Genomic DNA, 13,728 nt, shown 5'->3' with positions numbered 1-13,728 from the left:
CTCGACCTTGACTGGTACTATAGAGGTTTGACCCTTATTCACGGCGCTATTCTACCTCTCGCATGCGATTAAAGCAGATCAAACTGGCTGGCTTTAAGTCTTTTGTCGATCCCACCAAGATTGCCTTACCTAAGGCGATCACGGCGATCGTCGGTCCGAATGGCTGTGGCAAGTCCAATGTGATTGACGCGGTGCGCTGGGTATTAGGCGAAAGCTCGGCAAAGCATTTGCGCGGCGATGCCATGACCGACGTGATTTTCAACGGCTCCAATAGTCGCAAGCCGGTGGGCCAAGCCTCGGTGGAGCTGGTATTCGAGCAGTGCGATTCGCGCTTAACCGCGGAATACGCCCAGTACAATGAAATCAGCGTTAAACGAGTTGTGAATCGCGAGGCCCAATCCCAATATTGGCTCAACGGTAAAAAATGCCGTCGTCGCGACGTTACCGATTTGTTCATGGGCACAGGCCTCGGCCCGCGCAGCTACGCCATTATTGAGCAGGGCACCATTGCTCGTTTAATCGAATCTAAACCCGCTGAGCTTCGCGTATTTATCGAAGAAGCAGCGGCGATTTCTAAGTATAAAGAGCGTCGTCGCGAAACCGAGAATCGGATTCGCCACACTCGCGAGAACCTCGACCGCTTAAGCGATATTCGCTTAGAGCTAGGCAACCAATTGTCTCGTTTGCAACGTCAAGCGGACGCCGCCAAGCGCTATCGCAACTACAAACAACAGCAAGGCCAACTCAAAGCGCAGTTGGCCGCTTGGCTGTGGCGCGACGCTGAAACCGAACGCCAGGCCTTAGACGCCAAGATCGACGAACTGAAAACTCAGCGCGAGGCAATCAGCGCTGAGCAGGTTAAACGCAACCTGTCGCTGCAACAGCTGCAGAGCCAAACCGAAGCGCAGCGCAGCGCCGAGCAAGAGCACACCCAAAAAGCCTTTGTGCTGTCTAAGCAAGCCAACCAGCTCGAGCAGCAAATTCGCAGCCAAGAGCAATCGAGCCAACACAGACAAGAGCAGTTAGCTGCGGCTAAGCAGACGCTTGAGCAGGCTGTGGCTCAGCAGACTCAATTGGAGGCGCAAGCCACTGGCTTACAGTCGACCTTAGCCGAACTTGAGCCGGAATTGGCATTAGCCCAAGCCTTGCTTGAGGAGCGCCAGGCTCAGTTGGCCGACGCCAAAGAGCACAACGATCTGATCTTGGCGAAACAGGCGAAATACCAAGGGATGTTGTCGCAAGCGCATCAACATCTGGCCAAGTCGCAAACAGAGCAAGCCAGCGCAAAGGCTAAACAGAACGCCTTGCAGCAGCGACTGCAAGAGTTAAGCGAGGCGCTAGAAGAGCAGGCGGACAGCCAGCTCGAAACCCAAGCCGAAGAGCTCACCCAAGCACTGGCGCAAAACCAAGCGGCAATTGACCTACAACAGCAGGTGGCTGAAGAAGCGCAGTTTGCCTTAGAGGCCGCCCAGCAAGCATTGGCGGACGACGAGGCCAGTACTCGTGACGCACTAAAACGCGAAAGTCAGCTGCAAGGGGAGTTGGCGGCGGTTAAAGCGCAACTGGCGAGTTTAGAAACTCAGGCCGAAACCAGTGTTTATCAGGTGTTAGACGCGCCAAAACTGTGGCAAAAAGCACTAGGCCAGCTAATGGCGCCGATCATGTTGCAGCCAGTCCAAGTGTTTGCCGACGGTGAGTCAACGGAATCTGGTTTTAGCGATGATCAAAGTTTTGAACTGACCTTAGACGATGGCAGTCGTATTCAAGCGCCTATCAACCTACAGCCATGGTTAGACGGTATTCGCTTTGCCAAAGACGAAGCGCAGGCTGAAGCCTTAATGACAGGGCTTAAGCCCCAACAAGCGATATTACTCGCAGACGGTCAGTTGTGGGGGCAGGGTTTTAAACTCACCCCTGCGCAAACCACTCATGCGCTTAGTCTGGAGTCCCAATCGCAGACGTTGGATGCTGAACTTAGCACCAATAGCCAACGCCTGGCACAGTTGCGCCAAAGCAATGAGCGCCAGCTAGAAACGGTGCACATTCGTCACAACCAAGCAAAGCAAGCGCAAACTGAAGCTCAAAGTCTTAATCAGCAGCATCAACGCATCGAGTTACAGCGCGAGCACGTGCAAAGTCAGCTGGTACAACTCACTGAGCAACAGCAAAAAGCCCAACTCAAATATAGCCAAGCAGAGCAAGAGTTACAGCAACTGAGCGCCGCGCTAGCGCCTTTAGATGCGCAAATGGCCGAGGCTCAAGCACAGCAACAAAGTGCTCAAGCTCAGCTGGAGCAACTGGGGCTCGAGGTCGAGCAGACTCGAGAGCATTGGCAAACCCTACAATCACAAGCCCTCGAAGCCGAGCGTCAGCAGCTGGGGTTGAGTCATCAGCAACAAAGTACTCAGCAGCAAATCGCTGCACTTCAGCCAAGTCTTGGCCAAGCCCGACAACAGGCACAACAAGCGCAAGCCCGCATTGACGAGTTATCGAAAACAAGCGATGCGCCAGTAGACATGGCAGCGCTGCAAAGCCAGCTACAGAGTCTCTTAAGCGCCCAAAGCGATGCGCAAAAAGCGGCCGAGAGTGCTCGTCAGCAAAGCTTTGAGGCGTCGCAAAGCCAGCAACAAATGGTGGCTGAGCAGGCGAAAGCCAACCAATCTCTGCAGCAGATTGCCGAGTCCCAGCACAACATAGAGCTGGCGCAACAGCAAAAGCTCAGCGACGCCCAGCATCAGCTTGAGCAATTGGGAGAGGGCGTTGACGCTAACCAGCTGAGTTTGTTGCTCGAAGGCATTGATGAGATCGCCACTGAACAAAGTTTGCGCAGTCAGTTGTCCCAGGTCGCACTGAAAATCGAGCGCTTGGGTGCTATCAATTTGGCGGCGGTGGAAGAGTTTGACCAGGCCAATCAGCGCAAGGTCTACTTGGACGAGCAAGACCTGGATCTCAACAAGGCGTTAGAGGCGCTAGAGCAGGCCATACGCACCATAGACAAAGAGACGCGACAGAAATTCAAGACGACTTTTGACGCCATTAACGACGGTTTTCAACGCCTGTTTCCACAGGTGTTTGGCGGCGGTAAAGCCTGGTTGGAACTAACCGACGACGACTTACTCCAAAGTGGTGTGGCGATTATGGCGCAACCACCTGGAAAGCGTAACAGCACAATTCACCTTCTTAGCGGTGGTGAAAAGGCGCTAACCGCATTATCATTGGTGTTCGCCATTTTCCAGCTCAATCCTGCGCCATTCTGCTTATTGGATGAGGTGGATGCCCCATTGGACGATGCCAACGTGGGGCGCTTTTGCCAACTCTTAGAACAAATGGCGAAAGACGTGCAGTTTATATACATTAGTCATAACAAGGTAACGATGGAGCTGGCCCAACAATTGACCGGGGTCACCATGCAAGAAGCCGGCGCTTCGCGCATCGTTGCTGTGGATATAGAAGACGCTCTGGCCTTTGCTGAAGCGTGATAACAAAGGGATACGGAACTACCAATGAACGATGAGTTGCAACTGGTATTAATCATCTTGGGATTGATGGCCATTGCCGGCGTGCTAGTGCACGGATACTGGACCAATAAAAAGAACAAAGCCCAATCCATCGAAGAAAAACCTTTTACTCCTTTGTATCAAGATCCTGAAAACCCGCCACGCGATGCCGATGGCTTCGACCCAGATGGCGTGGGGCAGGTTCGGATTGTTAAGAATTCAGAGACCAAGCCTGCGGAGCCGAGTGAGCCGCTTGAGCCAGTTATCAAGCTAGACGCTGAAGAAGACGATATTCGCACAGAGCCTGTGATTTCCACGCCAGCGGCTGAGACTAAGTCCGAAGGCCCAATGCAGTTGGGCCTTGGCGGTTTCGACATTGAAGGTGACTCATTGCCAAGCGCAAGTGCCGAGCTTAAACCCAAAACTCAGCGCCGTCGTACTGAGCCAAAGATGGATGCACCTGAGCCACAGTTGAACTTGGACGACAACTTTGAATTGTCGCCTTCACCGGCTCAAGCCGAACCTGTCATCGAATCCAGCTCAGTTGCTGAAACGCCTGCTTTCGACGAGCCGCTCATTGCCGAGCCAAAAATCGAAGACCTAGTTACTGAAGACCTAGGCACCGAAGAGCCTGTGATTGCAGCGCCTGCTGAAGCTGTGGTTAACGAGTCAGCTGTTGCCCAAGCGCAACCGGCGACTAGCGGTGCCGCGAGTCCAGAGCCACAAGCGGCTTCAGCGGAACCACAAGACGTATTGGTACTGCACGTGCAAGCTCAGCCGGGCGAACAGCTCGCTGGTGCTGAGTTGCTGCCTTGCATGCTGACTCTAGGTCTTAAGTTTGGCGAGATGAATATCTTCCATCGCCATCAAGATCCTGCTGGTACCGGCAAGGTCATCTACTCGCTGGCCAACATGATGAAACCGGGCACCTTTGACCCGGACAACATGGAGCAATTTAAAACCGAAGGCGTGGTGTTGTTTTTACAGCTTCCATGTCCAGGCGAAGCCAAGCTAAGCTTCTCGACCATGCTAAACGCGGCTCATCAGTTGGCCGATGACTTAAACGGTGTGGTCACCGACGATGCTCGCAACCCATGGAGCGATGCTAGTCGCAGCGCCTACCTAGAGCGAATTAAAACCGTCTACCGGTCGGTTCCAGCCTAATTTTCAATGGCCGCCTAACGCGGCCATTTTTGTTTTAAGAGTGAGTTCATGAGCGACATACAAGCCCAAATTCAATCCTTAACAGATACCCTTAACGACCATAACTATCGGTATTACGTTCTCGATGAGCCCAGTGTGCCAGACGCCGAGTACGACCGCTTACTGCGCCAGTTACAGGCCCTTGAAGCCGAGTATCCAGAGCTAGCGTCGCCCAGCAGCCCCACTCAACGGGTTGGCGGCCAGGCGTTAAGCCAGTTTGAGCAACTGACTCACTTAAAGCCAATGCTGTCGTTAGACAACGCCTTTGATCAAGCTGAGTTTGAGGCCTTTTACAAGAGAATTGGCGACAGAGTGGGTAGCCAGATTGAGTTTTGCTGCGAGCCTAAACTCGATGGCTTGGCGGTATCTCTGATATATCGCGATGGTGAGTTAGAGTCGGCTGCGACTCGAGGCGATGGTCTTGTGGGCGAGAACATTACCGCTAATGTGCGCACGATTGCCGCGATCCCACTAAAGCTGCGCGGCGAAGGCTATCCCAAGCTGTTAGAAGTGCGCGGTGAAGTGGTGATGCCAAAGGCCGGCTTTGAAGCGCTTAACGAGCGCGCTCGCACTCAAGGGCAAAAGACCTTTGCCAACCCGCGTAATGCCGCCGCTGGTTCGCTGCGTCAACTGGATTCAAAAATCACCGCCTCGCGCCCGTTGGCGTTTTACGCTTATTCCTTGGGCGTAGTGGAGCAAGAGCAGCAACCCATGGCCAACAGCCATCACGCCCAGCTAGAGCAGCTGCGTCAATGGGGCTTACCCGTGTCACTGGAGCTTAAAAAGGCCGACAACGTCGAAGGTGTGATGGATTACTACCGCGCCATCATGGAAAAACGCGATGCGCTGACCTACGAAATTGACGGCGTGGTTATCAAGGTTAACTCTCTCGAGCAGCAACAAACTCTGGGTTTTGTGGCTCGAGCACCACGCTGGGCGATTGCCTTTAAGTTCCCGGCGCAAGAAGAGCTAACCGAGCTGCAAGGGGTGGATTTCCAAGTGGGCCGCACTGGCTCGGTGACTCCTGTGGCGCGCCTCAAACCGGTATTTGTTGGCGGTGTGACCGTATCCAATGCCACCTTGCACAACCAAGACGAAATTGAGCGCCTTGGGGTCATGGTAGGTGACACTGTGATTATTCGTCGCGCTGGGGATGTAATCCCACAAGTGGTGGCGGTAGTGGCTGAGCGCCGTCCAGCAGATGCTTCTCCTATCGAGTTTCCAACCGACTGCCCTGTGTGCGGTTCTCAAGTGGAGCGCGAAGAGGGCGAAGCCGTGGCTCGCTGCAGCGCAGGGCTTTTCTGTCAGGCCCAGCGCAAGCAAGCCATCATTCACTTCGTCAGTCGCAAAGCGCTGGATGTGGATGGTATGGGTGACAAAATCATCGAGCAGTTGGTGGACAAAGAGTTGGTGGAAACCCCAGCGGATTTGTTTGGCTTAAGCGCATCGACCTTGACCATGCTCGAGCGCATGGGCCCTAAGTCGGCGGCCAATAAAGTCGACGCGCTGCAAGCGGCCAAGCGCACCACATTACCTAAGTTCCTATATTCGCTGGGTATTCGCGAGGTAGGCGAGGCTACGGCGTTAAACCTAGCAACACATTTCCAAACCTTAGAAGCGGTCATGGCGGCCACCCACGAACAGCTGCTAGAAGTGGATGATGTGGGTGAGATTGTGGCGGCACACATTGTGACCTTCTTTGCTCAAAGCCATAACCGCGAGGTGATTGACGCTTTGATTGCCGCTGGAATCAATTGGCCAGCCATCGAGGCGCCAAGCCAAGACGCACAACCCTTAGTGGGCCAGACCTGGGTGCTCACTGGCACCTTGTCGCAGCTTAATCGCAGCGACGCCAAAGCGCGCCTGCAGGCGCTAGGTGCCAAAGTGGCAGGTAGTGTATCAGCGAAGACCCATTGCCTTGTGGCGGGTGAGAAAGCAGGCTCCAAGCTGACCAAAGCGACCGATTTGGGTATTGAGGTACTCGATGAGCAGGGATTGATGGATTTGTTTGAGCGCTATTCTGCTTAAGACAATGGTTCGCGAGGGAGCAGGACGACTCCCTCGCGAGCTAGCGTTTAGCTAATTCGACACGCTCACAGGTACTTGCCAAACCACTCCAGCATCATCTCTGGATGCTCGCCAAAATAGTTATAGCCGTCGAATCGACGCGTCGTACCTTCTATCCAAAACAATTGTTTGTCTTGGCTGCCCAAAGCGTCAAAGGTCTTTTGGCCATCGGCGGGGTTGTCTGTCCACAAATCGTCTTTTACTTGAACACTGAGTACCGGCATAGTCACCGCATCGGCAAAGTGCTGAGGGTTCATCGCTTCGTTTTTAAACCCACCTAATTTGAGCTGTTCGAAATCCATCAGCTCCAAATAGTCAGCCACGCCTTGTAGAGCTGCGAAAGAGCTCATTAATGCCTGCATTGAAACAGGCAAAGGCGCAAGCATGCATTTCACATTGGCAAACAACTCAGGGTGATACTTTATTGCCTCGAATTGAGCGTTAGCACCAGTACATTGGCTGTACAAAGCGACATCCATTTGCGCGAGCTCAGGGTGATTGTCAACGTAGCGCTTAGCGCCAACACAGTCGCGCCATTCATAGCGGCCGATACCACAAATACCACCATTCGCGGCGCCACTGGTGCCGTGATTGCGCAGATCATAAGCCAGCACGTTATAACCCGCCTTGACCAGATGAGACCAAATCCGCACGAAGTCGATTTTGATGTCATCCACATTGCTCCAAGGCTCACCGAAATGGCCACAAAATCCCGCGCGAGACATAGGCATTGGATGGTTGGCAATGATGAGCTTTTGGGAGTTAGCTGCTCGCATCAGCCAACCTTCAAGGGGAACGCCATCGGCAGACGGAAAAAACACGTTTTTATAATTATCTATGCCCCAGTCGTTTGGGGTGACAAACAGTGGGGTTCTGAACATAGGGCGAACCGCAAACTCCGCCAAATACTTTACTGTGGCTAGCTGTTCTGGAGAGATATCAGATGCTTGCATTGGACCTAGCTCCCATTGGAAAGGTGGGTGAATCAGTAATTTCCACTTCAATATAGGATGGATACTTGGCTCGGGTTAGTCACAAATCTGCCCAAAAATTGTACTTTTCTGCTTTTTTGCACGAGGGTTATCAATGGTCTTAGTGAGTTTCCAGAGGTGTGGTTTGAGCGAAGCGTTACAGCTATATCGAGCATTCAGAAAGGAATACGGCGTTTGTGATAAGCAGGGTGTCGTCCCTTCGTATGTCGAAGGGGTTAACTTTTTCTGGAGCGTCAAACCGGTGGACTTTAGCGCCATGGTGTACCCCAGTGGTATTGGGTTTATTCTCAATGGTGCCAAAATAGGCGTGTTCGGTGAGCAGCAGTTTAACTATGACTCGGAACACTTTTTGATAGTCACAGTGTCGACGCCACTTATCTGTCAAACCTTGGCCAGCGAATCTGAGCCAGTGTTTGGCTTATTCATCCAAACTAACTCCAGCGATGTGAAACATCTTGTGGCCAGTATGGGAGGGGAAAGTGCTTTACCGAATACCGAAACTCGAGGGGTCGAGCCAGTGGCGCTTAGCGCTGAGCTCAGCGATTCTGTAGTTCGGCTAGCCAATTCTATGCTGTCCAAGCAAGACAGCGCGGCTATCGGTGAATCACAATTGCGCGAGGTGTTGTATCGAGTACTGCAAAGCCCCCACGGCCGCACTTTGCACCAGGCCATGCAAGTCAACACGCCAGAGAATAAGATTGCGCTGGTGGTGGACTATATCAAGCAGTCTTACTCACAACGGATAGAAGTGTCTTCGCTGGCGGACATGTCTAACATGAGCGCCAGTCACTTCCATCGAGAATTCAAATTGCTAACAGGCACATCGCCGATTCAATTCATCAAGCAGATTCGACTGAGTAAGGCGCGAAACTTGATAGTTCACGATTGCAAACAGGTGACAGTGGCCGCTGATGAGGTGGGTTATCGCAATTTGTCGCAGTTTCATCGAGACTTTAAAACTCACTTTAAAGTGACGCCAAGACAGGCTTCAACTAGTGGCTACGCTGAGATTGACCGATTTGTAAGCGACTGAGTGAAGGAGCTAGCCTTGTGGGATTGCCAAAGAGTGGTGCTTGATTAGCACTAAGCGCACATAAAAACGGGGTCGTGTAAGACCCCGTTTCACAGACACCAGTTTCAATGGCAGATTTAATGCACGTGAGGTTTTCTCACCCCGGACACTGGCGCTACTAGCCAATACAAGAGGCATGCAAACCAAGACACAAACACCACGGCGAAAAGCCAAATGATTTTCTCCGTGCCTTGGGTTTTGTCTGAGCGCGCGATTATCACGATTGGCGTCAGGTATATCAATAGCGCGACCACGAGCGTTAACAGTCCGATGTTTCCCATACTTCCTTCCTTGTAAATCTGATTTACTTAACCAACTCTCGGCCAATTAGCATACGGCGGATCTCTGAAGTGCCGGCGCCAATCTCATAAAGCTTGGCATCGCGCAGCAAACGTCCGGCGCTGAACTCGTTGATGTAGCCATTACCACCGAGCAGCTGAATCGCATCCAGCGCTACTTGAGTGGCTTTCTCGGCCGCGTACAAAATCGCCCCAGCGGCGTCTTTACGGGTGGTCTCACCGCGATCGCATGCACGCGCTACCGAGTAAACATAGCTGCGACAGGCGTTCATTTGGGTGTACATGTCCGCCAATTTGCCTTGTACTAGCTGGAAAGCGCCGATGGGTTTGCCAAACTGCTCGCGCTGTTGCACGTAGGGCAACACTAGGTCCATGGCCGCTGCCATGATACCTAATGGTCCGGCAGCCAATACCACGCGCTCGTAATCCAAGCCGCTCATCAGAACTTTAACGCCCTGATTCAGACCGCCCAGTATGTTCTCTTCTGGCACTTCCACATCTTCAAACACCAACTCGCAAGTGTTTGAGCCACGCATGCCCAACTTGTCGAGCTTTTGCGCTTGCGAAAAGCCTTTGTAGCCTTTCTCGACGATAAAGGCAGTAATGCCGTGGGCGCCAAGGTCATTGTCAGTTTTAGCGTAAATCACAAAGGTATTCGCATCGGGACCATTGGTGATCCACATCTTGGTGCCATTGAGAATGTACTTGTCGCCTTGTTTACGCGCCTGCAGTTTCATCGATACCACGTCCGAGCCGGCGTTTGGCTCACTCATGGCTAGAGCGCCAATGTGCTCACCGCTAATCAGCTTGGGTAGGTACTTGGCCTTTTGCTCTGGAGACCCGTTTTTAGTCAACTGGTTAACGCACAGGTTGGAGTGCGCGCCGTAGCTCAAACCAATCGAGGCCGACGCTCGGCTGATTTCTTCCATCGCTAGCACATGGGCTAGATAGCCCATGTTGACCCCGCCGTACTCCTCTTCGGCGGTAATACCTAGCAGGCCCATTTCACCAAGTTTTGGCCACAACTCGTTGGGGAAGGCGTTATTGGCGTCGGCTGCTTCAGCAAGGGGGGCGATTTCAGCTTGGGCGAATTCGCGTACCGACTGCTGCAGCATGTCTAGCGTTTCGCCGTGGCCAAAATTGAAGCCGTCAAACAAGGGGTTCATGCAATCTTCCTTTTCAGGTTAGTTTTTTATTATGAAGGGCGGCTCGACATTGAGCCTCAGAAGCATTCAGTTCCATCAACACCACTTGAATGTCGTCCATTTGTTGTTGTAGCTCTTGTTTTTTTTGGTCGATCATCGACAGCATGGCTTCTAACTGGTTTGAGCTGGATTTGTCGGTATCGTATAGCTCAAACAAACGACGGGTTTCTGCCAGTGAAAAGCCCAAGCGTTTGCCGCGCAGAACCAGTTTCAAACGCACTTTATCTTTAATGCTGTAGATACGGGTTTGGCCTTTACGACGCGGCTTAATCAAGCCTTGGTCCTCGTAAAAACGAATGCTGCGGGTGGTAATATCAAACTCTTTGGACAACTCGCTAATGCTGAATGTCGCTTTCTTTTCGTTAGTCATCGTGCTGTTTTTTTGGGGCTGATTGAAATTACCTTAAAGGAAGTTTACGTAAAGGTAAAGGATGCAGAATTATCCCTCTTGATTAGTGCTCCCTACACTTAGGTCTAATTGGCTAAGTTTTGAACGCTTGCTATTACTAGAGTCCAGCTAGCGAGAGTCAAGGAGTGGAAAATGACGCAGTTGAGAAAAGTCATGGCTGAGCAGGCCGCAAGCAACCCGCAACAATTCTGGGGTGAGGCCGCCAAAGCGGTCGACTGGGCATCGCCTTATCAAGAGGTACTGACTCAGGGGGAGCAAGCCCACGACTACCAGTGGTTTAGTGGCGGTAAGCTCAATACTTGCTACAACGCGGTTGACCGTCATGTGGAGCTAGGGCGGGGTGAACAAGCCGCCATCTATTACGACAGTCCTGTCACTGATAGCCGCGAGACCATCAGCTACAACCAACTGCATCGCGAAGTAAAACGCCTAGCTGGCGCCTTGCAAGACCTGGGTGTGACTCAAGGAGATACTGTGGTGATCTACATGCCGATGATCCCGCAAACCACCTATGCCATGCTAGCCTGCGCTCGTATCGGTGCGATTCACTCTGTGGTGTTTGGTGGATTTGCCGCCAAAGAACTGGCCACGCGAATTGATGATGCCAAACCGAAAATCGTGATTTCCGCTTCTTGTGGCGTTGAAGGTGCCAAAGTGCTGCCTTACAAACCCTTGTTGGATGAGGCCCTAAATCTCAGTGCGCATAGCGTCGATGCTTGTCTTATCTATCAGCGCGAGCAATGTCAGGCGCAACTGCAAGCGCCCAGAGATCACGATTGGCTCGATTGCTGCGAACGCGCCAGCGACGCCGATTGGGTAGCGCTTGATGCGACTCACCCACTGTACATTCTTTACACCTCTGGCACCACGGGAACACCCAAAGGTGTGGTACGCGATAATGGTGGTCACGCGGTGGCGCTGACCTGGTCTATGAAACACATTTATGATGTGGGCGCTGGCGAAGTGTTTTGGGCCGCCTCAGATGTTGGCTGGGTGGTTGGCCACTCTTACATTGTGTACGGGCCATTGTTGGTTGGTGCAACCACTGTGGTTTACGAAGGTAAACCTGTGGGCACCCCGAATGCCGGTGCTTTTTGGCGAGTTATTCAAGACTACAGCGTTAAGAGTTTCTTTACCGCGCCTACCGCGATTCGAGCGATTAAGCGCGAAGATCCCAACGGCGACTGGTTGAGCCAATACGATACCAGCTCGCTGGCTGTGTTGTTTTTGGCCGGCGAGCGTTGCGATCCAGACACTTTGCATTGGGCCGGTGAACGTTTGCAAAAGCCTGTGGTGGATCACTGGTGGCAAACCGAAACGGGCTGGTCAATTTGTGCCAACATGATGGGCAGTGATCCCATGCCGGTGAAAGCTGGAAGCCCCTGTTTGGCAATCCCTGGTTATCAGGTCAGCGTGGTGGACGAGTCCGGTGAGCCAGTGGAGCCGAACGCTCAAGGTGCTGTGGTGATAAAACTGCCGCTGCCACCGGGGACTTTGACTGGCCTGTGGGGTAACCCAGAGCGCTTTTATCAGGGCTATATGGCGCGCTACCCGGGTTACTACTTAAGTGGCGATGCCGGTTACATGGATGAAGATGGTTACTTGTACATCATGAGTCGCCTTGATGACATCATTAATGTGGCGGGGCACCGACTCTCTACCGGTCGCTTCGAAGAGGTACTGTGCAGCCATCCGGCGGTAGCCGAGGCAGCGGTGATTGGAGTTCACGACAATCTCAAAGGTCAATTGCCACTGGGTTTAGTGGTGTTAAAGCAAGGGGTTGAGCTCAGTGAAGACGCGCTGCAACAAGAGTTGATTTCTTTGGTGCGTGAGCAAGTGGGAGCGGTAGCTAGCTTTAAGCTGGTCAGCTCAATTCCGCGCTTACCCAAGACCCGTTCGGGCAAAATATTGCGAGCCACCATGCGTAAAATTGCCGACAACCAAAGTTATCAGACGCCAGCTACCATTGAGGACCCAAGCACACTGCAATTGGTGGAGCAAACTCTCCACCAAATGGGCGTCAAAGACTAGCTTTGGGCGGGAAATAAAACGCTTAGCGCCAAGCCTACGCTGTAGGCCAAGCTAAACATTAGCGTGAGCAAGGCGGTGCGACCAAGCAAGGGGTTGAGAGCAGCCCCTTGCGACTGTTGAAAGGCGTTGGCTAGTGAGCGCGCCATTGGCAGGGTCAGGCCCACAGCCAAAGCCAGCCAGCCGCTGCCTTCGAGCAACAAGAATTGCAGAATCGTCAGCATAATGGGGGCGAACAGCAGCACAGTATAGAGGCTACGGGCGTTCGCCAAACCAATGCGCACCGCCAAAGTGCGCTTGCCAGCCTTTTGGTCGGTACTGATATCGCGGGTGTTGTTGACCAACATGATTGCCGCATTGAGCAGACCTAAGCAGCTGGCCAATATCCAAGCATCGGCGTGAGTGGTACCTGTGTGTATAAAGTAAACGCCGACAATCGCCACTAAACCAAAATAGACAAACGCCGCCACTTCGCCGAGTCCGTGGGATGCCAGAGGGTATGGGCCACCGCTGTAGCAAAGCGCGCCCAGCACAGAGAAGGCCGCCAAAAAGGCCACAATCGGGCCACCGATGTAGATCAGGTACAAACCCACCGCGACCGCCGCCACTAAGGACAGCGCCATGGCGTTGCGCACCTTTTCCGGAGCTATCAAGCCTTGCTGAGTAACGCGCATTGGCCCTAATCGATCGTCTGTATCCACTCCAGAGCGAAAATCAAAGTAGTCGTTGGCTAGGTTCACCCCGATTTGCAGCAACAGCGCGCATCCCATCGAACTGACGGCTATCAGCCATGCAAAGTGGCCGTGACTCCAAGCTAAAACGTTAGCCACCAGTATGGGGCCAATAGCGGCGGGAAGAGTTCGAGGACGAATGGCGGTTAGCCAGGCAGACATAAGCGAGTTCACGATTGAAAAAATTGGCCAGAGTTTAACATAGGCCTCACTGGTGCTAAAGGA

Annotated in this window: 10 protein-coding genes; 5 read left to right on the top strand and 5 right to left on the bottom strand. The window is 52.8% G+C overall.

The window, feature by feature from the left end; genetic code table 11:
* Positions 1-62: 62 nt before the first annotated feature.
* The 3 genes from CLC93_RS11445 to ligA are packed head-to-tail and all read left to right on the top strand — an operon-like array spanning position 63 to position 6,728.
* Positions 63-3,479, top strand: coding sequence for a chromosome segregation SMC family protein (locus CLC93_RS11445; RefSeq protein WP_095506115.1), 3,417 nt, complete (start codon positions 63-65; stop codon positions 3,477-3,479).
* A gap of 24 nt (positions 3,480-3,503) precedes the next feature.
* Positions 3,504-4,661, top strand: a complete 1,158-nt coding sequence (zipA, locus tag CLC93_RS11440; protein WP_095506114.1) for a cell division protein ZipA — start codon at positions 3,504-3,506, stop codon at positions 4,659-4,661.
* Between the two features lie 48 nt (positions 4,662-4,709).
* On the top strand, positions 4,710-6,728 hold the full coding sequence (gene ligA, locus CLC93_RS11435) for an NAD-dependent DNA ligase LigA (RefSeq protein WP_095506113.1): 2,019 nt from the start codon (positions 4,710-4,712) through the stop codon (positions 6,726-6,728).
* Between the two features lie 65 nt (positions 6,729-6,793).
* Here ligA and CLC93_RS11430 read toward each other — a convergent pair whose 3' ends face one another.
* A complete protein-coding gene (locus tag CLC93_RS11430; protein ID WP_095506112.1) occupies positions 6,794-7,720 on the bottom strand; it encodes an alpha/beta hydrolase family protein in 927 nt (308 codons plus the stop codon).
* A gap of 163 nt (positions 7,721-7,883) precedes the next feature.
* On the opposite strand from CLC93_RS11430, the gene CLC93_RS11425 reads away from it, so the two are divergent.
* Entirely contained in the window at positions 7,884-8,792 is a 909-nt protein-coding gene (locus CLC93_RS11425; protein WP_169902990.1) for an AraC family transcriptional regulator, read from the top strand.
* Between the two features lie 116 nt (positions 8,793-8,908).
* Here the strand turns inward: CLC93_RS11425 and CLC93_RS11420 are convergent, their stop codons facing one another.
* Genes CLC93_RS11420 through CLC93_RS11410 form a run of 3 tightly spaced genes read right to left on the bottom strand, consistent with a single transcriptional unit; the run spans position 8,909 to position 10,705 of the window.
* The gene (locus tag CLC93_RS11420) at positions 8,909-9,112 is read right to left on the bottom strand and encodes a PLDc N-terminal domain-containing protein (protein WP_095506110.1); all 204 of its coding nucleotides are present in this window, start codon (positions 9,110-9,112) and stop codon (positions 8,909-8,911) included.
* A gap of 23 nt (positions 9,113-9,135) precedes the next feature.
* On the bottom strand, positions 9,136-10,296 hold the full coding sequence (locus CLC93_RS11415; RefSeq protein ID WP_095506109.1) for an isovaleryl-CoA dehydrogenase: 1,161 nt from the start codon (positions 10,294-10,296) through the stop codon (positions 9,136-9,138).
* Between the two features lie 13 nt (positions 10,297-10,309).
* Positions 10,310-10,705: a MerR family transcriptional regulator gene (locus CLC93_RS11410; RefSeq protein ID WP_095506108.1), complete on the bottom strand. Its 396-nt coding sequence runs from the start codon at positions 10,703-10,705 to the stop codon at positions 10,310-10,312.
* A 171-nt stretch (positions 10,706-10,876) separates the two neighbouring features.
* On the opposite strand from CLC93_RS11410, the gene CLC93_RS11405 reads away from it, so the two are divergent.
* Positions 10,877-12,775 (top strand): propionyl-CoA synthetase, encoded by a 1,899-nt coding sequence (locus tag CLC93_RS11405; RefSeq protein ID WP_095506107.1) that lies wholly within the window; start codon positions 10,877-10,879, stop codon positions 12,773-12,775.
* Here CLC93_RS11405 and CLC93_RS11400 read toward each other — a convergent pair.
* Entirely contained in the window at positions 12,772-13,665 is an 894-nt protein-coding gene (locus CLC93_RS11400; RefSeq protein WP_095506106.1) for a 1,4-dihydroxy-2-naphthoate polyprenyltransferase, read from the bottom strand. The two genes, CLC93_RS11405 and CLC93_RS11400, sit on opposite strands and share 4 nt — an antisense overlap.
* Between the last annotated feature and the right edge of the window lie 63 nt (positions 13,666-13,728).

The sequence above is a fragment of the Paraferrimonas sedimenticola genome (assembly GCF_002282855.1).
Classification (GTDB): Bacteria; Pseudomonadota; Gammaproteobacteria; order Enterobacterales; family Shewanellaceae; genus Paraferrimonas; species Paraferrimonas sedimenticola.
Note: the sequence above shows the minus strand (reverse complement) of the source record. Positions and strands in the feature narration are given on the sequence as shown.